Source organism: Halomonas sp. AOP43-D1-4 (assembly GCF_052446175.1).
GTDB lineage: Bacteria > Pseudomonadota > Gammaproteobacteria > Pseudomonadales > Halomonadaceae > Vreelandella > Vreelandella citrativorans.
Map to the genome: position 1 here is coordinate 133,197 of NZ_JBQSVY010000003.1, position 22,417 is coordinate 155,613.

Genomic DNA, 22,417 nt, shown 5'->3' on the forward strand with positions numbered 1-22,417 from the left:
TAATACTGAATGATTGAGTGGATGCCACTCGCACTTGATGCTAATAACCAGGCTGGATAGGAAAACACTATCCATTGCTGACTGACGATGGGAGTCAACACATGCAAGCGACACCTCAGGATAGCACTGCTGATCGCTACCAAGGCAACGTCGATGCAGCGGAAGTTGCTAAATTTGAAGCACTTGCTAGCCGCTGGTGGGACCCAAAGAGTGAATTCAAGCCGCTACATGAGATAAACCCCCTGCGTCTGAATTTTATTGACGCACGCGCCGGTTTAGCCGGAAAACAGGTGCTGGATGTGGGCTGCGGAGGCGGTATCCTGAGTGAGTCCATGGCACATCGTGGTGCCAAGGTAACGGGCATTGATCTTGGCGAAGCGCCGCTTGGCGTTGCCAGGCTGCATGCAGAAGAGAGCGGCGTGTCCGTTGACTACCAAAATATTAGTGTTGAAGCGTTGGCTGCTCAAACCCCGGGGCATTTTGATGTCATTACCTGCATGGAAATGCTGGAGCATGTACCTGACCCCGCCTCAGTGATTCGGGCCTGCTGTGCGTTGGTACGCCCTGGCGGCTATGTGTTTTTTTCAACGCTCAACCGTACGCCAAAATCCTACGCATTTGCGATATTAGGCGCCGAATATGTCCTTAGGCTACTGCCCCGCGGCACCCACGACTATGCCAAATTTATTCGTCCGTCTGAAATGGCGGCATGGTCCCGCCAAGTGGGCTTGGAAGTACGTGAGCAAACAGGGCTGACCTACAACCCTCTTACTCGTCGCTACCGCTTAGTGGCTGACGATGTCTCTGTAAACTACATGATGTATTGCCGCAAAGTGAGTCAATAGATGCCAACAACGCCACCGCTTGCCATTCTGTTTGATCTTGACGGAACCCTGGTGGATACCGCGCCCGATCTTGCTCAAGCAACAAACGCCCTACGCGCCCACCACGGGCTGGCGCCCCTGGCCTACGAGCAGATTCGTCGTCAGGTTTCCAATGGGGGGAGCGCGCTAGTCACCTTGGCGTTGGATCTTGATCACAAAGCCCTAGGCCATGATACCGCCCGCCAGTTTCTGCTCGATGCCTATGAACAAGCCGTAGCGGTGCATAGCCAAGTATTTATCCCGCTTGACCAATGGCTTATTGAATGGCACGGAAATCAACGGCCCTGGGGGATTGTCACCAATAAGCCGCGCCGCTATGCCGAGCCTTTACTCGCCGCATTAGCGCTGGAGCCCGGTGCGTTGCTGTGTGCCGATGACCTGAGTGTTAAGAAGCCCGACCCGGAACCTTTGTGGGAAGCGGCCCGTCGTTTGGGCGTCGCGCCGGAACAGTGCTGGTATGTCGGCGACCACGTACGTGATATGCAAGCAGCGAAAGCCGCTGGCATGACAGCCGTTGCGGTCGGATATGGTTATATCAGTGAAGAGGATGATTATCAGCAGTGGCCCGCCGACCTGTGGTTTGAAGAGTGCTCAATGCTGGTTGATGCATTAAACGCTTTTAATGATGCGGCGTAGTTAGCAGCTTTCACTACAGCTGGCGTAACAACCACCGTTAGGGCCTTGCTTTAAGGCTCTTCTTAAAGGCTCTTCTTAAAGGCTCTTTTTTAAAGGCGCTGCATTCAAGCCCTAACGGTAGAATTAAGAATCAAACACGCGGCGGTTGCGCATCAAACTTTTGGCCGCTAACACCGGCACTATCGGGGCCCATTAGCCATAAATAGGTCGGCATAATGTCATTGGGCATTCGAAGTGTGGCAGGATCTTCACCAGGGTAGGCGCTTCGCCGCATTTGAGTGCGGGTAGCTCCCGGGTTAAGGGTATTCACCCGGATATTGGTTTGATGCTCAAGCTCGTCGGCCAGCACTTCAACAAACCCTTCGGTGGCAAATTTGGAAACCGAGTAGGCCCCCCAATACGCGCGCCCTTTGCGTCCCACACTGGATGAGGTGAAAATAATGGAGGCGTCGTCTGATTGCTTAAGCAACGGTAATAACGCTTGAGTCATCCATACTGGGCCATTGATATTCACCTGCATGACCTGCTCCCATAGCTCAGCATCGTACTGCTCGAAGGGAGTAATCCGGCCCAGCAATCCAGCATTATGCAAAAGCCCATCCAAACGACCAAATTCTTTATCGAGCGTTTTTGCCATATCATCGAAGTCACTAAGCGTTGCGCCTTCAAAATTAAGCGGAAAAATAGCGGGCTGTGGCCCACCTAACGCCTCAATTTCGTCATAGACCCGCTCCAGCTTTTCGATAGTACGGCCTAGCAAGATAACGGTCGCACCGTGTTGCGCATACTGCAACGCTGCCGCACGACCAATCCCATCGCCGGCTCCAGTGACCAATACGACACGGTTTTCAAGCAATTGCGGCGATGCTTGATAGTCGATTTTGCAACTCATGATACTTCCTGCAAACAAACATTTAACGTGATATTACCCAGCCGACTGGCGAAGAAAATCATTGGCAAGCCCAGCCGCACTACTTTGCGGATAGTCGTCACGCACTTGCTCTAGCAGCTCACGGCTGCGCTCTGCATCGCCTTGACGTGCTTTAACCAAACCAAGTTTATAAAGGGCATCGGGCACTTTACTGCTGCTATCAAAGTCGGTAATAACCCGGCTAAAGGCCGCATCGGCATTATCAAGCTGGCCTTCAGCGGCATACAATTCACCTAACCAGTAATAGCCATTAGAGGTCAAGCTGGTATCAGGATGAGCAGTGACGAATTCATCAAACGCTTGAATTGCCTCTTCAAATTGGCGTGCCTGAACATGGGCAAAGGCAGCCTGATAGTCCGCCTGGGCATCATCACTCACGTTACGTGCTGAGGGTGCACTGATAACTTCTTGAGCGGCCTCAGGTTCAACCTGTGGCGTAGACTGCTCTATGGGCGTAGATCCACTGCTCATTAGGCGGTCTTCGATATCCAGATACTGCTGCTGCGATTGGCGACGCAATTGTTCAAGCTGATGGCGCAACTCTTCAATTTGGCCACGCAACTGTTGGATTTCCTGCGTGTGCGCTTCCACCTGGTTGAACAGCACAAGGTTGCCACCGGATGCTTCCTGACGCTGAGTCTGCTGATAAAATCCGCTGGAATTACCGGAAGAAAGATCCTGGACCAGCGGCTGCTGGGCAATAGCTGCAAGGGGCAATACGGACAGCGGGAGCACTAAGGCTCCCGCACCGCACAGCCTCTCAAAACAGCGTTTGAGACTGTGATTCATGACGACTCCGTAGACAAAGTCGGCGTGCCGTTTACACGCCGTCAATATCAGTAATTAAATACAACGCGACGGTTTTGGGCATAAGCATTTTCGTTATGACCATTTACTGCCGGACGCTCTTCGCCATAGCTTACAACAGTCATTTGTGAAGGAGAAACGCCTTGGATATTCATGAAACGCTGAACAGCGCGTGCGCGACGCTCGCCCAGTGCCATGTTGTACTCCCGGGTACCACGCTCATCGGTATGTCCCTGTAACACAACCTGGGCACTCGGATTAGCACGCAGGTAGCGTACATGAGCCATTACCGCAGATTCATACTCGCTCTTGATAGCATCGCGGTCATAATCGAAGTAAATCGTGCGTACTTCAGGAATGCGAGAGTCAGCTTGTTGACCAGCGCCTGTACCTGAGCCGGTAGTAGAGCCATATTGACCACCGGTACCCGCACCAGAAGTGCCAGCGCCCGTGCTGCTGCCATTCTGGCTTCCGTAAGAATCCCCATCCTGGGTTCCGCCGGTGCTGGAGCAACCAGCAATCGCTACGATAGATAACGCTACGGCCAATGAGCGAGCCAACGGCTTAAGTTGCATAATCAGACTCCTTGCCTGAAAAAAATAACACGATAGATCATTAGTTTAAAAACGGTGACCATGCGGGGTCACGTACTTCGCCTTGAGCAGCAGGAAGCCGGAATGACGATCGCCCGTCGGCAGAAACGGCACTTAGCACCCCATTGTTACCCTCTTGGTTAGCGAAGATTACCATGGTCCCGTTCGGCGCAACACTAGGAGATTCATCTCTTATCGAATCGCTTATTACGACCAGCCGCCCTCCATCCAAATCCTGGCGCGCGACCTGGTATCCTCGGCTGGAACGGTGGATTAAAAAGATCTGATCGCCGTCCGGAGAGTAGCGCGCACGGGCATTATAATTGCCGGTAAACGTCACGCGATTTGTCTCGCCGCTACCTAACGAAAGCTGGTAAATCTGAGGGCCGCCGCTACGATCAGAGGTGAACAGCAGGCTACGACCATCCGGTGACCAAGCGGGCTCGGTGTCAATGCTATTGCTGTCGGTAACGCGCTCTACCGAGCGGTTAGCGATATCCATGATATAGATTTCAGGCTGCCCATCCTTGGATAACGACATAGCGATACGGCGACCATCGGGGGACCACGTGGGTGCACCATTGATACCGTCAAAGGATGTTGCCATGACACGCTGACCGGTGGCGATATCCTGGATATAAATCGCTGGGCGCTCCGTTTCAAAGGAAACATAAGCAAGCTTGCGTCCGTCCGGCGACCAAGTGGGCGACATAATCGGTTGATCAGACGTTAATACCTGCTGGCTATTGCGACCATCAGCATCGGCTATATAGAGACCGAACTGCATATTATCGCCAACCCCTTGGGCCGTTACGTAAGCAATGCTGGTTGAGAAAGCACCGCGTATATCAGTAATCGCCTCAAATATCTGGTCGCTGATATAGTGTGCCGCACCACGCAGATCATCGGCATTCGCTGTGACGGTTTCGCCAATCATCCGGCGCTGGCCACTGACATCCATCAGGTCAAACTGTAGCTGATAGCCGTTGTCCGTTTGCTCGGCACGCCCGACGACCAGATAACGCACGTCCAATGACCGCCAGGTCCCAAACTCAACATCATCCGCCTGGCTTGGTTGGTCAAACATGGCACTACGCTCTAGCGGTGAAAATAGACCACTACGTTCAAGATCATCCTGAATGATTTGAGCAACATCTTCCGACATGCCCTGATTGCCTGCGAAAGGCACCACCCCAATGGGTAATGCCTGGTCGCTGCCCCGTGTAATTTCGATGGTCAAGTTTGCATTCGCAGCTGCGAAACCACTTACTAGCAGTAGTACGCAAAATAACCACACTTTCCTTAGTTTTTGCATCAGCGAACATCCCCCGGGGTAAATCGCAGATTAAATTGACGTAAGTTCCGCTGCTGTTCCGCAGGTAAATCTCTTAATTCACCAAACGGTGCAGCATGTTCAACGGCTTGCATGGCAGATCGATCAAATGCACTGTCGCCACTAGATGTAGCAATTGACGTTGCAAGTAGTTCGCCCGAAGGGCCTAAACGTATTTGTAGCGTAGCACTCAATGAGTCGCTTGCTCCAGGTGGGATCAACCATGCCTGTTCAACCGCTCGACGCACAATATTGATAAAGCTATTGGCGGCCTGCTGCGCTTGCTGTGCATTGGCTGCTGCTTCCGCCTCACCTTCTAACTGGCGCTGCATAGCGGCTTCCGCTGCGGCAGCAGCTTGGCGTTCAGCTTCTTCACGAGCACGCTGCTCTTCAGCTTCACGTTGACGCTCTGCCTCGGCTTCTGCCTGAGCTTCTGCTTCAGCCGCTGCCTGGGCTTCTGCTTCAGCCGCTGCCTGGGCTTCTGCTTCGGCCGCTGCCTGGGCTTCTGCTTCGGCCGCTGCCTGAGCTTCTGCTTCGGCCGCTGCCTGAGCTTCTGCTTCGGCTGCTGCCTGAGCTTCTGCTTCGGCTGCTGCCTGAGCTTCTGCTTCGGCCGCTGCCTGGGCTTCTGCTTCGGCCGCTGCCTGGGCTTCTGCTTCAGCCGCTGCCTGGGCCTCTGCTTCCGCCGCTGCTTGGGCTTCTGCCTCACGGGCTTGAGCTTGCGCCGCCTGTTCTTGCGCTAGTCGTTCGGCTTCCTCAGCGCGGCGTTGCGCTTCGGCTTCTGCTGCGGCTTGGGCTTCTTCCAAAGCTTGTTCCTGCGCTTCAGCTTCAGCGGCAGCCTGCTGCTCGGCCTCTTGGTTATCCGGCTCTGGCTCAGCGACCTCCGGCTCAGGAACAGGTTCAGTTGAGCTGTTCATTGCCGCCTGCTGTTCAGTTACCTGTTGGGCCTGATCTGTGAACGTCTCGGTACTCACAAACGTGGCCTGAACAATGGATGAAGAGTCAGGTTCCGGGGTTGAACTGGGCCAATTGATAAGGCTAAAAACAATAATAGCCAAATGCACAGCGACCGCGAGGATGATTGGCAATGTGTAGCCAACGTCTTGCGGGTCATGCGGCGCAGCAACGGTTACTTGCGGCTTGCCCTTACTCATCTTGCGGTGGCTCTGAAAGCAGTCCTACGTTTTCAACGCCCGAGCGCTGGAGCGTGCTCATGAGTAGAATAATTTGTCCATACTGTACGCCTTGGTCGCCACGCACCATGACGGGCGTGCCCGGGCGACGTTGCAATATGGCCGAAACGCGTTCTGATATTTGCTCCAGCGAAACGGCGGTTGAATCCTCACCCAGCGTAATAAAATATCTACCTTCACGATCCACCGAAATAATGATCGGGTCACTGTCCTGAGTATCGATCGGTTCGGATGACACCTGAGGCAAATCCACCTGAACGCCTTGCGTTAGCATCGGAGCGGTAATCATAAAAATGACCAGCAGTACCAACATAACGTCGATAAAGGGGACAACGTTAATCTCCCCCATCGGCTTACTTTTGCCGCTGCGATTGAACGGACCTTGCATGGCTAACTCCCTTAACTGGCGCTAGGCTTGCCATCACGGCCTTGCAAATTACGATGCAAGATAGCGTGAAACTCTTCGGCGAAGTCTTCATATTTACCGAGTAAGCGAGACGCACTGTTAGATAAGCGGTTATAGAAGATAACAGCGGGAATAGCCGCGAAAAGCCCCATAGCGGTCGCAATGAGTGCCTCGGCGATCCAGGGTGCTACGGTTGCCAGTGTCGCTTGCTGGGTCATTGAAAGGGACTGGAAAGAGCCCATGATGCCCCAGACGGTACCAAACAAGCCGATATAGGGGCTGGCAGAGGCAACCGTTGCCAAAAACACCAGGTGTTGAGTCAGACGGTCTTCTTCGCGTGACCAGGCAACGCGCATGCTGCGCTGCACACCTTCAAGCACGGTGTCGGCATTGTGAGTTTTTGGCATTAGTCGGTTGAATTCACGAAACCCAGACTGAAAGATATGTTCGGCGCCATGGCGCGGGTCATCAGCTGGTATTTCTCGGTAAAGTTCGTTTAAGTCGACACCTGACCAAAACGACTCTTCGAATTGGTCGTATTCCCGCTTGGCACGGCGCAGCGCAATACTGCGCTGAAAAATCACCACCCAAGAGAGGACTGACCCCACCACCAAGAGTAGCATTACCAGCTGTACAACCGTGCTGGCATTCATAATCAGGTGCGGGATGGACATGGTGTTATCGTTCACAGGTGCCCTCATCAATCAATGATTGTCGGTCAAGCCCGACAAGTAGTGGTCTCTAAATTACGAAACCGCAGTGTTAAGAAATCGCTAACGTTTGTAGCTGGGACTGAAAAAAAGCGGGCCAGGCTTTGGGCCGCATCCGTTCAGCGCTCAAGCACGCTATCTCGACTGTCGCGCTGCATAGGAGTTCCTCACCGCGCATTACAAACTGCTCAAACGTTACTCGGCATCGCCCTATATCAATGACCCGTGCGGTTATCTCTAGCGCTTCGTCCAGGCGAGCCGGTTTCGCATAGTGACAGGCTAAGCGATATACCACTAGCTGCGTGCCCTCGTCTAGTAACGTTTGCTGGTTGAGTCCTTGCTCGCGCAGCCACTCACTGCGCGCTCGCTCCATAAACTTCAAGTAGTTAACGTAGTAGACAATGCCACCAGCGTCAGTATCTTCCATATAAACACGTAGAGGCATTGAAAACGAAGTACTCATGGGCGACGCTCCCCCTCCATATCAACCGAGTGCTCGTTGGGAACGCGGTTAAAGTGCCGCCATGCCTGACGCGTAACGGTACGTCCACGCGGCGTGCGCATCATCAACCCTTGTTGAATAAGATACGGCTCAATGACATCTTCTATCGTTGTGCGCTCCTCTCCAATGGCGGCCGAGAGAGAGTCGACGCCTACCGGTCCGCCTTCGAACTTATCGATCATCGCGAGCAGCAGCCGCCGGTCCATGTGGTCCAGACCATAGTGATCCACATTGAGCATATTAAGCGCCGCATCCGCCAATGCCACGTCTACGGTGCCATCCCCTTTAATTTCTGCGTAGTCACGCACTCGGCGCAGCAAGCGATTGGCAATACGTGGCGTCCCTCGGGAGCGCCGGGCAACCTCAACCGCGCCTTCATGGTTGGTTTTTACACCCAACAGGCGAGCTGAACGGGTCACAATTTCAGTGAGTTCTTCGAGATTATAAAACTCAAGCCGCTGAACGATCCCGAACCGATCACGTAGCGGTGCTGTTAAAAGACCTGCGCGGGTCGTCGCCCCCACCAGCGTAAAACGCGGCAAGTCCAGCTTGATGGATCGCGCAGCGGGTCCTTCACCAATCATGATATCCAGCTGAAAGTCTTCCATGGCGGGATAAAGGACTTCTTCAACGGCGGGCGATAACCGATGGATCTCATCGATAAACAAGACATCGCCTGGCTCAAGGTTGGTCAGCATGGCAGCCAAGTCGCCTGCACGCTCCAATACGGGACCAGACGTTGACTTAAGCCCTACGCCCATTTCCGTTGCAATGATGTTGGCCAGAGTGGTTTTACCTAGCCCTGGTGGGCCAAATACAAGGGTATGGTCAAGGCTCTCTTCGCGTAATCGGGCTGCGCCAATAAATATCTCAAGCTGCTCGCGAACCCGTGGCTGGCCGATGTAATCATCCAGCCGCTTGGGGCGAATGGCATAATCAATCCGCCCCTCTCCCTGTTCTGGTTCAGCCGCTATCAACCGATCATGTTCTAACATAGATGCTCTTTTTGAATATCTGGCGATCTGTTTGCACTGGGTGACGGCAAAACGGCGACCGCTATCAACCGCTCATTCGCCGTGTTAACGCTGCCTTGATCAAGGCCTCTGCCGATTGCTGTGGGTCAAGGTCTGAGAGCATTTTACTGGCTTCGGCTAGCTTGTAGCCCAGACTAACGAGTCCGGACTCGGCATCGGCCAGGTTATTACGGCTCGGTTGCCCATTGGTGCCTTCCAGGGCAAGCGGCGCGTCAGCACCTTGCTCCCATTCGGGAAAACGGTCACGCATTTCGATGATAAGTCGTTCGGCGGTTTTCTTGCCAACACCAGGCAGCTTGGTTAACGCCTTACTGTCATCATCACGAACACAGCGCATGAAGGCGTCTTCATCCATTCCTGACAAGATCGCCAATGCTAGCTTGGGACCTACACCGTTGACTTTAATCAGCGCCCGAAAAAGAGCGCGTTCGTGCTGCCGCGCAAACCCGTACAGCAGGTGGGCATCATCACGAATGGTTAAATGAGTATACAGAGATGTGCTTTCGCCTAACGCAGGAAGCGAGACAAGCGTATTCATTGAAGTCTCAAGCTCATAACCCACGCCATGAACGTCAATAACGATCCAGGGCGGTTGTTTTTCCAGCAAATAGCCACTTAGACGTCCGATCATAAATACGCTCGCGATAGTAAAAACAGACGGTTACTATAATGCTACTCTGTACAAGTGACCAGTGGTCGTTAGAGTCGCCAGCGCCCTGTAGAGGCGCGCCGCCCGCGCCCACGAGGCGTACTGGAAACTGAATTGTTGGTATAAGCGTGGGTTAATGCGATGGCCAAGGCGTCTGCCGCGTCCGCTTGGGGTGTGGCAGACAGCGTTAAAAGCGCGGTCACCATGTGCTGAACCTGTTCTTTATCTGCGCCTCCCTGCCCGGTTACCGCTTCCTTGATACGCCGCGCGGCATATTCGGCGACGCTTAGCCCGTGGTTTGCCATACATACCAACGCAGCACCGCGCGCTTGCCCCAGCTTTAGCGCTGAATCGACGTTTTTAGCCATAAAAACGCGCTCTATCGCAGTATCTGTGGGTTTGTACAAACCTACTACTTCGCTTAGTCCTGCGTATATTTGCGCCAAACGCTGCTCCAGCGGCCCTTCTGAGGTGCGAATGCAGCCGCTAGCAACATAGCTGGGTTTAACACCGACAAGATCAATAACACCATAGCCAGTAATTCGTGACCCAGGGTCGATGCCTAATATGCGCACGGGTAACGCAGCGCCTGCTTTATCCATTAACGTTTATCCGCTCAAGGTTACAAATTCCACACCACAAAAAGCACTGATACAAAAACACCGACGCCGGGGCGTCGGTGTTTTTAGCCATTGTGCAACTCATAGCCGTTACATCAAATAGCGCCAGGCTTACTCGCTGGCTGCTTCAGGCTTGGCTTTTTGACGCAAGCGGATATTAAGGTCTTTCAACTGATCTGGGCTAACCTCACCAGGTGCATCCGTCATTAAGCAAGCGGCGCTTTGCGTTTTCGGGAAGGCAATAACTTCACGAATGGTGTTGGCACCGACCATTAACATCACCAAGCGGTCCAGGCCAAAGGCCAAACCACCATGAGGCGGTGCACCGTACTGAAGTGCATCCAGCAGGAAGCCAAACTTCTCCTGGGCTTCTTCCTCGCCAATACCCAGAATCTCAAACACCGTGCTTTGCATGTCTTGATTATGGATACGGATAGAGCCGCCACCCAGCTCGGTACCGTTGAGCACCATATCATAGGCGCGTGAAAGCGCTTTTGCCGGGTCAGCCTTGAGCTCCTCCGGCGAGCAGGACGGCGCGGTGAACGGGTGGTGCAACGGGCTTAAGCGACCATTGTCATCCGCCTCGAACATCGGGAAGTCGACCACCCACAGCGGTGCCCACGCTTGGGTGTACAGATCAAGATCAGCACCCAGCTTAACGCGCAGCGCGCCAATGGCTTCGTTAACGATGCGCGTTTTGTCAGCACCGAAGAAGATGATATCGCCATCTTCTGCGCCAAGACGATCAAGCAGCTCTTCAACGATGTTTTCCATGAACTTGACGATAGGCGACTGAAGCCCTTCAAGTCCTTTGGCACGCTCATTGACCTTGATCCAAGCCAACCCTTTCGCGCCATAGATACCCACAAACTTGGTGTATTCGTCGATTTCCTTACGCGAGAGCTTGGCACCGCCCGGTACTTTAAGCGCGGCTACTCGGCCATCATCGGCACTGGCGGGGCCAGAGAAAACCTTGAAATCGACCTGTTTCATTAGGTCGTCAACGTCGGTCAGTTCAAGCGGAATACGCAGATCCGGCTTGTCTGAACCAAAACGGTCCATAGCTTCTTGCCAGGTCATGCGCGGAAATTCTGACAGTTCAACGTTCAGCACTTCCTGGAAGAGCTGACGAATCATGTCTTCAGTGATGCCCATGATGTCGTTTTCTTCGACAAATGACGCTTCGATATCAATCTGAGTAAACTCAGGCTGACGGTCGGCGCGCAGGTCTTCGTCACGGAAGCACTTGGCAATTTGATAGTAACGATCAAAGCCCGCCACCATCAGCAGCTGTTTAAAGAGCTGTGGAGACTGAGGCAGTGCAAAGAAGCTACCCGCATGCGTACGGCTAGGCACCAAGTAGTCACGGGCGCCTTCGGGCGTCGCACGCGTTAGGATCGGCGTTTCGATATCCAGAAAGCCCTGATTTTCCAGGAACGCACGGACGTTATGCGAAATGCGCGAGCGCAGACGCAGTTTTTCGATCATGTCGGGGCGACGCAGATCAATATAGCGGTGCTTCAGGCGAACTTCTTCACCCACCTTGCCATGCTCATCAAGCTGGAACGGCGGTGTGGCCGCGGTGTTCAGCACTTCAACGTCTTTGGCTAGCACCTCAATCATGCCGGTGGGCATATTGGGGTTTTGGGTACCTTCTGGGCGCAGCCTAACGCGGCCGGTAATACGCAGAACATACTCACCGCGCGCACGATCAGCATTGGCAAATGCATCAGCAGTATCCGGGTCTACCACAAACTGCGCAATGCCATCACGGTCACGCATATCGAGGAAAATTACCCCGCCGTGGTCGCGACGACGGTGTACCCATCCGCAAACGGTGACCGTTTGATCTACCAATGTCTCGTTTAGCTGGCCGCAATAATGGCTGCGCATGTCAAATCCTGTTCTGTTTCGTGGCAAATAAGGTGTCTTGGGCCAACCAGGCCCCGACCGCTACAGTCAAACTGCAGAGTCTTTTGACGTGGAAGTAGTATCGCTTTTAGCACTGTTAGCCGTTGTGCTTTTTGCATCAGCGACCAGGTTCTTTTTACTTCCCGTTTTAAAATCGGTTTCATACCAACCACCGCCCGCCAGGCGGAACCCTGCCGCGGATACAAGCCGCGCCAAGTCATTACGATTGCACGCAGGGCACTCTTTTAACGGATCTGCGCTGATTTTCTGTAATTTTTCCATGCGATGGCCGCAGGCCTTGCACTCATATTCATAGATAGGCATGTTGATAATTCCTGAAAGCTCAACGACGACAGAATATTGTCGAATATAAACGCAGCCAGCTGCGAATATGTAGCCTGTCGATATAAAATCCAAGGCTGCGGTTGATAAAGCGTCAATATTATACCCTTTTGTGCCCCCTGCCGAGCAAGGTTAACAAGCCCAGGCAGCAACTGGAGAGAATAAAATGCCTCATGCGGTCATGTTGGATGCGAAAAGTCTTGGGCCTCAAATAGATTTAAGCGCTATTCGCGGTGCGGTTACTCAACTGGATGTCTTCGATCAAAGTACAACGCAACAAGCTAAAGAGCGCTTGGAAAATGCTGACATCGCATTAGTAAACAAGGTGGTCCTGGATGCGGAAACGTTAAAACAGCTGCCTTCGCTTCGCTTGATTTGTGTCATGGCTACTGGTCTAAATAATATCGACCTTGAGGCAGCAAAAGCACTTAATATCAGCGTTAAGAATGTTGCGGCATACGGCACGGCAAGCGTGTCTCAGCACACATTAATGCTGATACTTAACCTGGCAAACCGGCTACCTCTATACCAACAGGAAGTCGCCAAAGGTGTTTGGCAGCAAAGCGACTTTTTCTGCCTCCAGGACCACGTAACGCTACAGTTAGCGGGCAAGCGGCTGGTGATGGTGGGCCAGGGCGAACTGGGAACTGAAGTGGCGCGCTTGGCGGAGGCCTTTGGCCTTCAGGTGACCTTTACGGCACGCCCCGGTCATGAAGCTAACGACGCACGCCCTTCTCTCGATGACGTGCTGCCTGAAGCCGATATTATCAGCCTACACTGCCCGCTTAATGCTGAGACACAGCACCTTATTAACCAAGAGCGCTTGGCCAAGGCTAAATCGTCCCTTCTGCTCGTAAATTGCGCTCGCGGTGGCATTATTGATGAAGTAGCGGCGCTTGAGGCATTACGCCAAGGGCGTATCGGCGGGTTAGCGGTAGACGTGCTTCCTGTAGAACCACCGAGGGAGGGACATCCACTATTGGCAGCGCTGGATGAACCGCTCAATTTGATTGTCACCCCGCACAATGCATGGGTAACGCCAGAAGCGCGCCAAAACATTATCGCTCTAACGGCGGATAATATTGCTCATTGGAAGCACGCCCAGTAAGCCTAAAATAAATATTAGCCTAATGCATCGTGAAGGCATCAGGAGCGTGGCATTGGGCTAATGCCTCATATTCGATATGGGTTACCTGCGCATTAGCAGGGCCTTGCCAAAGCCACTTACCTAGCATATTTACATGATGGCGCTCGCCACACATAAGCACCTCAACCCGACCATCCGCCAGATTTTTGGCATGACCGGTTACTCCCGCTGGTAACGCCTGCTTTTGAACGGCACGGCGATACCCTACGCCCTGCACTTTTCCGCTGACCAAGGCTTTTATGCAACACGCTGACACTATTCGTCTCCTGCTATCCTGGGCGTAAACGCCTCTGGTTCCAAGACTTCCTGCCTAACCTGAACGGCACTGTTTCGCGGAATAAGCTTTCTGCCTCGACGTAGTAAAAGCGAGCGTGTAAAGGCGGCACCAAACAATAAAATAAGCGACGAGTAATACACCCATAGCAATACCATCACCACCGACCCGGCAGCACCGTATGTCGATGCCGTCGCGGTATAGGTGAGATAAATCGCAATCACGGTGCGGCCGATAGTAAACAGTACGGCCGTGACAACAGCCCCGGTTAAGACATCCTGCCAACGCAGCACTACATCGGGCAACACTTTGAAAATAGCCGCAAACAGCAAGGTAACGACGCCAAGTGACACAAGAGAGTCCAATAGTGTCGTGGTATAACCGGCGAGCGGGACAAGATCACCTGCCATTTGCAGGATACTTCGCAAAGCAATACTTAATACCAACGAAATTAATAGAATAATACCAATGAGAAAGACAACCATTAACGATAAAAAGCGCGTTTTTATAAATACAAACAAGCTGTTACTGGCCGGCTTGGCGATCACTCCCCAAATGGTGTTCAGTGAAAGCTGCATTTGCGCAAAGACGGTTGTTGCACCGACTAACAAAGCACAAACGCCTAACACAGAAGGCAATACACCAGACTCTTCGAACCGAGAGTGGATAACGGCCTCTTCAATCGCGGAGGCCACATCGGTACCCAGTGAGTCCTGCAGCTGGGCCACGATTTGACCCTGAGCAGCGTTTTCACCAAAGACAATACCGATAACCGCAACGGCAATAATGACAGTAGGGGCTAATGAAAAAAGCGTATAAAACGCTAATGAGCCCGCGAAGCTAAACGCATGACGCTCTAACCATAGCTTCGTTGCATCCTGAACCACCTTCCACCAAAAAGTGAGGGTGTCTTTAGTCATATTCGGTCCCTTGCGTCATTGATGGATACCTTCATGTGCAATAGCTTAGCAGCATACCCAATACGGGTGCAGTACGTAGCCTTCGCCAGATTGCACCGCTGAACCGCTCTCTTCATAATGACGCTGTTATTTGACCAAATGTTAAAGGAAGCACCATGGCCCTTGATGCAAGATGCTCTACGCCTGATTACACCTTTGATTGTTTGGTATTTATTGGGCGTTTTCAGCCTCCTCACTTAGGCCACTTGGCCGTTATCCGTGAAGCGCTTAATCAGGCACGTCAGGTCATTGTATTGGTAGGCTCTGCATGGCAGGCGCGCTCGCTGAGAAACCCATGGCGCTTTGATGAGCGCCAGGCAATGATTCGTTCCGGGTTTGATGATGCTGATAACCAGCGGTTAGAAATCACGCCGCTGCTGGATGCTCTGTATAACGATGATGCTTGGGTAAGAGATGTACAGCGAAAGGTACGAGACTTAGCCGCACCGGCTAATATTCGTTTACCACGCATTGGTTTGATTGGTGCAAGCCGTGGTCAGTCAAGCTACTACTTGTCTCTGTTTCCGCAGTGGGAATCCGTCAGCGTTCCGCTGATTGAAGGCATTTCAGCCAGCCAGATTCGTGAACGACTGTTTCGATCGCCAAGCGCTTCAGACGATTATTTGAGCACGGGGGCTTATCATGACCTGCCGCCCGGCGTGGTCAGTCGCGTTAGCGAATTTTGTCGCGCAAGCGCCTATCAACAATTACTGGAAGAGCAACGGCTACTGGATCAGTACCATCAAGCCTGGTCACACGCTCCCTACCCGCCTATTTTTGTTACCGTGAATGCGGTGGTTGTGCAATCCGGGCATGTACTTCTGGTGCGCCGTAATGCAGCACCCGGTAAAGGATTGTTTGCGCTGCCTGGCGGATTCATTAACCCTCATGAGCGACTGCTGGATGCGTGCTTGCGGGAGCTCAGGGAACGGCTGCGCTTGAAAGTACCAGAGCCCGTTCTAAAAGGGTCATTACGTGGGCAACGCCTTTTTGATGAGCCGCACCGAAGCTGGCGAGGACGCACGCTAGCGGAAGCCTTCTACTTTGCGCTACGCCCAGACCAACAGCTACCGCGTTTAAAACCTGTGAAAGGGGGCGACCAAGCGCGGTGGGTGGCACTGGCTGATTTAGAGCCAGACAGCCTGTTCGAAGACCATTTTTTTATTATTCAGAACTTTCTTGGCCTGCCTGCTGACTTCGGCACGTCAACGTAACCCATTACGCTTGTAAAAAATCACGGGGCAGCTTCATCATCTGACGCCAAAGCTTCTCAACGCCAGGTTTGTGTACCAACGAGCAGCGATAAAGGCGGATTTCGAGCGGTATGTCCCAACTTTCATCACCGGCCCTGACCAAGCGCCCACTTTTGAGCTCTTCACGAATACAAAAATCCGGGATCCACGCCGCTCCAATGCCTTGAAGTACCATGCCTTTTAATCCTTCTGCCATGGCGGTTTCATAAACCGTACGTAATTTCATACGCAAAGGGTCATTCTTTAACAGCATTCGCACACTGCGCCCTAAAAAAGCACCCTGGGTATAGGCCAGGTAGGGAATTGAGGCCTCTTGCTGTAGCGAAAAACAGGGTTTCCCCGTTTCGTCGGGTAGCGAGACGGGCAGCATATTGACCTTGCCTATCGAGAAGGACGGGAAAACCTCGGCATCCAACTGCATAGTGGCAAAGGGGTCATAATAGGCCAGCATGAGATCGCAATTACCTTCACGCAGCACGTGGATCGCTTCGCCTACATTCATGGCGACCAAACGCGTTGGCAACTCTCCAAGGCCTTTCTGAAGGCGTGATATCCAAGGGGGGAAAAAGCTTAATGCCAATGAGTGGGCGGCCACAATATCAAGTGCTTCATTGGCAATCGACAAGCCACGCAAATGACTTAATGACTCGTTAAGCTGTTCAACGAGGTTTCTCGCTGTCACCAGAAACAACTGCCCTTCTGACGTAAGCCCTACGGGGGTTGTTGAGCGGTCAACAAGGGTTACGCCAATGGCTTGTTCCAGTGCTCGAATGCGGCGGCTAAAAGCAGGTTGAGTAACATGACGCTGGCGGGCAGACGCTGAAAAGCTGCGTGTATTCGCAAGTGCGACAAAATCTTCTAGCCATTTTGTTTCAAGATTCACCCAACACTCCTTTGCCGATTATTGCTATTGGACAGGCGACATTAAATACGCCGCCCGTGATACTACTTTTTTCCATAATGGACGCTGTTGAATTTCATCAATTGTGATACGCCGACAATCATTAAAGTCTTTCACCAACATGGTGTGCACTTCGGCGGCAAATATGGTGTCAGGAATATACGCTGTAATTTCAAAATTTAAGCGAAATGAACGATTATCCAAGTTTACCGTACCTACGGTGGCGGCATCATTATCAATCAGAATTACTTTTTGGTGCAGAAACCCAGGCTGATAACGGTATATTTTAACACCTGCTTTTAACATATCGGCCAAAAAAGCAAAGGCCGAGAGAAATACCAGCAGATGGTCTGGCCGCTCGGGAATCATCACTCGTACGTCAATTCCCCGCATGGCGGCCAAGCGTAGCGCATCCTGAACGCCTTGGTCGGGTACAAAATAGGGGCTGGTGACCCATAGTCGATGCGTTGCACTATGAATCAATTGCTGAATCAACAGGCTGGCTGTGTCCTGTTTGTCCGCGGGGCCTGAAGGGACAATAACAACATTCTGATCAATATTAGGGTGGCTTTCCGCCTGCCAATTCAAGCTGGTGACCTCCCCCGTTGCCCAGTGCCAATCTTCCCAAAAAGCTTCTTGTAGCCCCAATACGCTGGGCCCTTCCAGTACCAGGTGCGTATCTCGCCAAGGCCCATGGCGTGGATCCTGGCCCAGATATTCAACCCCTACATTAAAGCCCCCTAACCAACCCCGCTTACCATCGACAACAGCTACCTTGCGGTGATTACGAAAATTGAGCTGAAAACGATGTTTAAAGCCTCTTGAGGAGCGAAACGGGCTGACTTCTACGCCTTCTGCGGCCAGTTCCCGAAGATAACCCTCATTGAGTTTGCGACTACCAATTTCATCGTAAAGAAAATACACCCGTACCCCACGGCGTACCGCACCCAGCAAGTGCTGTTGAAGACGGCGGCCCAGCGCATCATCTCGCACAATAAAAAACTGCAGCAGTAAATAGTGCTCTGCTTCATCAATACCGTTAAACAAGCTATTGAACGTGGCGTCACCATCAATAAGCAACTCAGCGCTATTGCCCCGAGTGAGAGGCATCATGGCCAACTGCTCTACTGCTTGTGTATCAGAATTAGAAAACGGGACTAAATAAGGTAAGGAGCTTTCCTGGTAGCGAGCAAGCACACGCCTTAACACGCTATCGCGCTCCCCACGGGCCATTACGTATCCATAAAAGCGCGGCCGACCAAAGAACCAATAGGCCGGTAAAGCGATATAAGGAAAGGTAAGAAGAGAGATAATCCATGCGATGGCGCCTTGTGATGTCCGGCTAGACATTAGCGCCATGATCGCCGACATCACCCCTAACAGGTGTATCAGCATAATGCTTGTCCCTAGCAGCCAAGAGACCATACCTACATCTCCATTAAACGTATGGATATTTCAAACAGGGTATCGCTATGGTTCTCAATGCACAGAAGCCCCGTATGAACGGGGCTTCTGTAATTTAATCACTCGTCACAGCACAGACTGCCTTATGCCGTTTGAGCAATAATCTCCTTCCATTTGGCCGGTCCGGTTTGATGAACCGAAGTGCCCTGGCTATCAACCGCTACGGTGACCGGCATATCTTCTACTTCAAACTCATAGATGGCTTCCATCCCCAGGTCCTCAAAACCAACGACCCGGGATTTTTTAATTGCCTGAGCGACCAGGTAAGCCGAGCCACCCACCGCCATCAAGTAGACAGCCTCGTTATCGCGGATTGCGTCTATGGCCACTTGGCCACGTTCCGCTTTACCAACCATACCCAAAAGCCCGGTTTCTTCGAGCATGGTGCGCGTGAATTTATCCATCCGCGTCGCCGTTGTGGGCCCTGCTGGCCCCACCACTTCGTCACGTATCGGGTCAACTGGGCCAACGTAATAGATAAACCTGCCTTTCATATCAACAGGCAGTGGCTCGCCTTTCGCCAGCATATCCACCATGCGCTTATGAGCAGCATCACGACCGGTCAGTAATTTTCCATTCAGTAACAGCGTATCACCTGGCTGCCAGGTTTTAACTTCTTCGGGTGTTACGGTATCCAGATTAACGCGCTTCACGTTATCACCCATTTCACGGGTAATTTCTGGCCAGTCTTCCAGCTTCGGCGGGTCAAGCGCTGCAGGGCCTGAGCCATCCAGCGTGAAATGCGCATGGCGAGTTGCCGCACAGTTAGGAATGATCGCAACCGGCTTATTCGCCGCGTGGGTCGGGTAATCTTTTACTTTTATGTCCAACACCGTGGTAAGGCCGCCGAGACCCTGAGCGCCAATACCACTTTTATTGACCTTATCAAAAAGCTCTAACCGTAGTTCTTCAGCGCGGTTGCTCGGGCCACGTGCTTGCAGGTCCTGAATATCAATAGGGTCAAGCAGTGCTTCTTTTGCGATTTGCATCGCTTTTTCAGCCGTACCACCAATCCCAATACCCAACATGCCCGGCGGGCACCACCCTGCCCCCATTTTGGGAAGCTGCTCCATGACCCAATCGACAACGCTGTCAGAGGGGTTAAGCATCGCGAACTTCGATTTCGCTTCACTACCGCCGCCTTTTGCCGCAACGTGAATGTCGACCTTGTCACCCGGCACCAGCTTGTGGTGGATAATAGCCGGCGTATTATCTTTGGTGTTTTGGCGCTTCCCGTCCGGGTCTGCCAGCACGGATGCACGCAGCACGTTATCGGGCAACTGGTAAGCGCGGCGAACACCTTCGTTGACCATGTCGTCCAGGCTCATATCCGCGTCCCAGGTAACGTTCATGCCTACATGAACGAAGACGGTCACAATACCCGTGTCCTGGCAGATAGGCCGATGGCCAGTGGCGCACATTCTTGAGTTAATCAAAATCTGCGCGATAGCATCCTTTGCAGCCGGGTTTTGTTCTCGTTTATATGCTGCATCCATGGCATCAATAAAATCTTTAGGATGATAGTAAGAGATATACTGCAGAGCATCGGCAACGCTTTGTATCACGTCGTCCTGGCGAATCACGGTCATGGAGTAACAGCTCCTTGGTTTTCGTCTTGTCTACGGCTACTTTAACGAAGGTGGAAATAGCCGTTTAAGCGTGCAAGCAGTATACCGTATTGATCCCCAAGCGGCAGCTTCTACGATTTCTTAACTACCATTGAATGAGTTTGATAGTGATGTTTTGACAATCCAAACAAGATAACGGTATAAATTTTTTAATTATGCGCTCGGCTGCCCGGCGGATTTCGGGACCTTCTGGCATATCTCTATCCTAGCGCCAGCTGTTTTTCTTTCATTTGATGCAGTTGATCGCGCAGGCGCGCTGCTTCTTCAAACTCCAGATTCTGCGCTGCCTCAAACATTGCGTCTTCCAGCTTGCTGATAGCGGCTAACAAATCATGCGCCCCCATACTGGCGATATCATAATCACCGGCACCTTCTGCCACCTTACGCTCGGACCCACGCTTGCGGCTGCTCTTTTTGCCGGGGGTTTGCGCAGCCTCCAGAATATCTGCCACGGTGCGCGTCACGGTGGTTGGCGTAATACCATGCTTTTCATTGTGGGCTTGCTGTTTGGCCCGACGACGCTCTGTCTCATCAATCGCTTTGCGCATAGAGTCGGTAATGCGATCACCGTACAAAATAGCTTTACCGTGGGCGTTACGTGCCGCGCGTCCAATGGTCTGAATTAGCGAGCGCTCTGCACGCAGGAAGCCTTCCTTGTCAGCATCCAGAATCGCCACCAACGAAACTTCGGGAATATCCAACCCCTCGCGCAGCAGGTTAATACCTACCAACACATCAAACTTGCCCAGGCGCAGATCACGAATAATTTCTACCCGCTCGACGGTATCGATATCGGAGTGCAAATAGCGAACACGTACCCCATGCTCATCAAAGTATTCTGTTAAATCTTCAGCCATACGCTTGGTAAGCGTTGTCACCAGTACGCGCTCACCGACGGCAGTACGCAAGCCTATCTCGGAAAGCAGATCGTCTACCTGAGTGCTGGCCGGACGAACTTCAATTTCAGGATCCAGCAGCCCCGTAGGACGCACAACCTGTTCAACGACTTGACCGGCATGCTCGGCCTCGTACTTACCCGGGGTTGCCGAAACAAAAATAGCCTGAGGAACAATGGATTCCCACTCCTCGAATTTCATGGGACGGTTATCCAACGCCGAAGGCAAGCGGAAACCATACTCTACCAACGTCTCTTTACGTGAACGGTCACCCTTATACATACCGCCCACCTGAGGCACGCTGACGTGAGACTCATCAATAAACAGCAGCGCGTCGTCAGGCAGGTAGTCAAAAAACGTGGGCGGAGGCTCGCCAGGCGCACGCCCGGACAAGTAGCGTGAGTAGTTCTCAATACCATTGCAGTAACCCAGCTCCAGCATCATCTCGATATCGTAAAGCGTACGCTGTTCAAGGCGCTGCGCTTCTACCAGGCGTTCATGCTTGCGCATCCATTCAAGGCGCTCTTTTAACTCATCTTTTATTGAGTCAATCGCGCCTAAAATGGTTTCACGCGGCGTCACATAGTGAGACTTGGGGTAAATTGTCATGCGCGGGACTTGGCCCCGTATGTCCCCGGTTAGCGGATCAAAAATGCGAATAGTGTCAATTTCGTTATCAAACAGTTCAACCCGTACCGCATCCTCATCAGAATCAGCAGGAAAGATATCAATGACGTCACCGCGCACGCGATACGTGCCTCGACGAAAGTCCATGTCATTGCGGGTGTATTGAAGCTCTGCCAAACGGCGCAAAAAGGCACGCTGATCAATCAACTCGCCGCGGGTAAAGTGCAGACGCATTTTTAAGTACTGGTCGGGATCACCCAACCCGTAAATAGCAGAAACGGAAACAACGATGAGCGCATCACGACGTTCAAGCAACGCCTTGGTTGCCGAGAGACGCATCTGCTCAATATGATCATTGATAGAGGCATCTTTTTCGATAAACGTATCCGATGATGGTACGTAGGCTTCGGGCTGATAGTAGTCATAATACGAAACAAAGTACTCGACAGCATTATCCGGAAAGAAGGACTTAAACTCTCCATAAAGCTGAGCCGCGAGGGTTTTGTTAGGTGCCATCACAATGGTCGGGCGCTGAAGCTGCTCAACCACATTCGCCATGGTGAATGTTTTGCCCGACCCGGTTACCCCCAGCAGCGTTTGATGGGCAAGTCCTGACTCCAAGCCACTTACCAAGTCTTTTATCGCATTTGGCTGGTCACCGGCAGGCTTAAATTTCGACTGTAACCGAAACTCTTTGCTCATCATTGCTCCTGAATGAAA

Annotated in this window: 23 protein-coding genes; 4 read left to right on the forward strand and 19 right to left on the reverse strand. The window is 52.3% G+C overall.

The window, feature by feature from the left end; genetic code table 11:
- Positions 1-101 precede the first annotated feature (101 nt).
- Both ubiG and ACT3RQ_RS04220 read left to right on the forward strand, forming a co-directional pair.
- Positions 102-845, forward strand: a complete 744-nt coding sequence (gene ubiG / locus ACT3RQ_RS04215; RefSeq protein WP_444639870.1) for a bifunctional 2-polyprenyl-6-hydroxyphenol methylase/3-demethylubiquinol 3-O-methyltransferase UbiG — start codon at positions 102-104, stop codon at positions 843-845.
- Complete coding sequence (locus tag ACT3RQ_RS04220; protein WP_444680051.1) at positions 846-1,520, forward strand: HAD family hydrolase; 675 nt, start codon at positions 846-848, stop codon at positions 1,518-1,520.
- A 130-nt stretch (positions 1,521-1,650) separates the two neighbouring features.
- Here the strand turns inward: ACT3RQ_RS04220 and ACT3RQ_RS04225 are convergent, their stop codons facing one another.
- From ACT3RQ_RS04225 to ACT3RQ_RS04285, 13 genes are all read right to left on the reverse strand, one after another.
- Positions 1,651-2,412, reverse strand: a complete 762-nt coding sequence (locus tag ACT3RQ_RS04225; RefSeq protein ID WP_444639868.1) for a YciK family oxidoreductase — start codon at positions 2,410-2,412, stop codon at positions 1,651-1,653.
- Between the two features lie 33 nt (positions 2,413-2,445).
- Positions 2,446-3,240 (reverse strand): tol-pal system protein YbgF, encoded by a 795-nt coding sequence (ybgF, locus tag ACT3RQ_RS04230; RefSeq protein WP_172116613.1) that lies wholly within the window; start codon positions 3,238-3,240, stop codon positions 2,446-2,448.
- 47 nt (positions 3,241-3,287) lie between these two features.
- The gene (gene pal / locus ACT3RQ_RS04235; RefSeq protein WP_172116612.1) at positions 3,288-3,833 is read right to left on the reverse strand and encodes a peptidoglycan-associated lipoprotein Pal; all 546 of its coding nucleotides are present in this window, start codon (positions 3,831-3,833) and stop codon (positions 3,288-3,290) included.
- Positions 3,834-3,873: 40 nt separating this feature from the next.
- Positions 3,874-5,166, reverse strand: a complete 1,293-nt coding sequence (gene tolB, locus ACT3RQ_RS04240) for a Tol-Pal system beta propeller repeat protein TolB (protein WP_444639867.1) — start codon at positions 5,164-5,166, stop codon at positions 3,874-3,876.
- Positions 5,166-6,335: a cell envelope integrity protein TolA gene (tolA, locus tag ACT3RQ_RS04245; protein ID WP_444680052.1), complete on the reverse strand. Its 1,170-nt coding sequence runs from the start codon at positions 6,333-6,335 to the stop codon at positions 5,166-5,168. The genes tolB and tolA overlap by 1 nt, the downstream gene beginning before the upstream one ends.
- Positions 6,328-6,762, reverse strand: coding sequence for a protein TolR (tolR, locus tag ACT3RQ_RS04250; protein WP_444639864.1), 435 nt, complete (start codon positions 6,760-6,762; stop codon positions 6,328-6,330). The genes tolA and tolR overlap by 8 nt, the downstream gene beginning before the upstream one ends.
- A gap of 11 nt (positions 6,763-6,773) precedes the next feature.
- Positions 6,774-7,469 carry a protein TolQ gene (tolQ, locus tag ACT3RQ_RS04255; protein ID WP_172116608.1) on the reverse strand — a complete coding sequence of 232 codons (696 nt, stop codon included), beginning with the start codon at positions 7,467-7,469 and terminating at the stop codon, positions 6,774-6,776.
- A gap of 73 nt (positions 7,470-7,542) precedes the next feature.
- Entirely contained in the window at positions 7,543-7,953 is a 411-nt protein-coding gene (gene ybgC, locus ACT3RQ_RS04260; protein ID WP_172116607.1) for a tol-pal system-associated acyl-CoA thioesterase, read from the reverse strand.
- Positions 7,950-8,987 carry a Holliday junction branch migration DNA helicase RuvB gene (gene ruvB / locus ACT3RQ_RS04265; RefSeq protein ID WP_172116606.1) on the reverse strand — a complete coding sequence of 346 codons (1,038 nt, stop codon included), beginning with the start codon at positions 8,985-8,987 and terminating at the stop codon, positions 7,950-7,952. Before ruvB ends, ybgC begins: the two co-directional genes overlap by 4 nt.
- A 64-nt stretch (positions 8,988-9,051) precedes the next feature.
- Positions 9,052-9,657, reverse strand: a complete 606-nt coding sequence (ruvA, locus tag ACT3RQ_RS04270) for a Holliday junction branch migration protein RuvA (RefSeq protein ID WP_444639862.1) — start codon at positions 9,655-9,657, stop codon at positions 9,052-9,054.
- A 68-nt stretch (positions 9,658-9,725) separates the two neighbouring features.
- Complete coding sequence (gene ruvC / locus ACT3RQ_RS04275; RefSeq protein WP_444639860.1) at positions 9,726-10,250, reverse strand: crossover junction endodeoxyribonuclease RuvC; 525 nt, start codon at positions 10,248-10,250, stop codon at positions 9,726-9,728.
- A gap of 156 nt (positions 10,251-10,406) precedes the next feature.
- Positions 10,407-12,188 (reverse strand): aspartate--tRNA ligase, encoded by a 1,782-nt coding sequence (aspS, locus tag ACT3RQ_RS04280; RefSeq protein ID WP_444639859.1) that lies wholly within the window; start codon positions 12,186-12,188, stop codon positions 10,407-10,409.
- Positions 12,189-12,254: 66 nt separating this feature from the next.
- The gene (locus tag ACT3RQ_RS04285) at positions 12,255-12,530 is read right to left on the reverse strand and encodes an FmdB family zinc ribbon protein (protein WP_444639858.1); all 276 of its coding nucleotides are present in this window, start codon (positions 12,528-12,530) and stop codon (positions 12,255-12,257) included.
- Positions 12,531-12,714: 184 nt separating this feature from the next.
- Here ACT3RQ_RS04285 and ACT3RQ_RS04290 point away from each other — a divergent pair, with 184 nt between their 5' ends.
- Positions 12,715-13,656 (forward strand): D-2-hydroxyacid dehydrogenase, encoded by a 942-nt coding sequence (locus ACT3RQ_RS04290; protein ID WP_444639856.1) that lies wholly within the window; start codon positions 12,715-12,717, stop codon positions 13,654-13,656.
- Between the two features lie 19 nt (positions 13,657-13,675).
- Here the strand turns inward: ACT3RQ_RS04290 and ACT3RQ_RS04295 are convergent, their stop codons facing one another.
- Positions 13,676-13,951, reverse strand: coding sequence for an acylphosphatase (locus tag ACT3RQ_RS04295; protein ID WP_444639855.1), 276 nt, complete (start codon positions 13,949-13,951; stop codon positions 13,676-13,678).
- Positions 13,951-14,889, reverse strand: a complete 939-nt coding sequence (locus tag ACT3RQ_RS04300; RefSeq protein ID WP_192526953.1) for a YihY/virulence factor BrkB family protein — start codon at positions 14,887-14,889, stop codon at positions 13,951-13,953. Before ACT3RQ_RS04300 ends, ACT3RQ_RS04295 begins: the two co-directional genes overlap by 1 nt.
- A 155-nt stretch (positions 14,890-15,044) precedes the next feature.
- On the opposite strand from ACT3RQ_RS04300, the gene ACT3RQ_RS04305 reads away from it, so the two are divergent.
- Positions 15,045-16,142, forward strand: a complete 1,098-nt coding sequence (locus ACT3RQ_RS04305; protein WP_444680053.1) for a bifunctional nicotinamide-nucleotide adenylyltransferase/Nudix hydroxylase — start codon at positions 15,045-15,047, stop codon at positions 16,140-16,142.
- Between the two features lie 4 nt (positions 16,143-16,146).
- On the opposite strand, the gene ACT3RQ_RS04310 is transcribed toward ACT3RQ_RS04305, so the two are convergent.
- The 4 genes from ACT3RQ_RS04310 to uvrB form a co-directional block, all read right to left on the reverse strand.
- Positions 16,147-17,064, reverse strand: coding sequence for a LysR substrate-binding domain-containing protein (locus tag ACT3RQ_RS04310; protein ID WP_087105473.1), 918 nt, complete (start codon positions 17,062-17,064; stop codon positions 16,147-16,149).
- 24 nt (positions 17,065-17,088) lie between these two features.
- On the reverse strand, positions 17,089-18,507 hold the full coding sequence (cls, locus tag ACT3RQ_RS04315; RefSeq protein WP_444639851.1) for a cardiolipin synthase: 1,419 nt from the start codon (positions 18,505-18,507) through the stop codon (positions 17,089-17,091).
- 122 nt (positions 18,508-18,629) lie between these two features.
- Complete coding sequence (locus ACT3RQ_RS04320; RefSeq protein WP_444621728.1) at positions 18,630-20,135, reverse strand: fumarate hydratase; 1,506 nt, start codon at positions 20,133-20,135, stop codon at positions 18,630-18,632.
- Between the two features lie 239 nt (positions 20,136-20,374).
- On the reverse strand, positions 20,375-22,399 hold the full coding sequence (uvrB, locus tag ACT3RQ_RS04325) for an excinuclease ABC subunit UvrB (RefSeq protein ID WP_444639850.1): 2,025 nt from the start codon (positions 22,397-22,399) through the stop codon (positions 20,375-20,377).
- Positions 22,400-22,417: the final 18 nt, after the last annotated feature.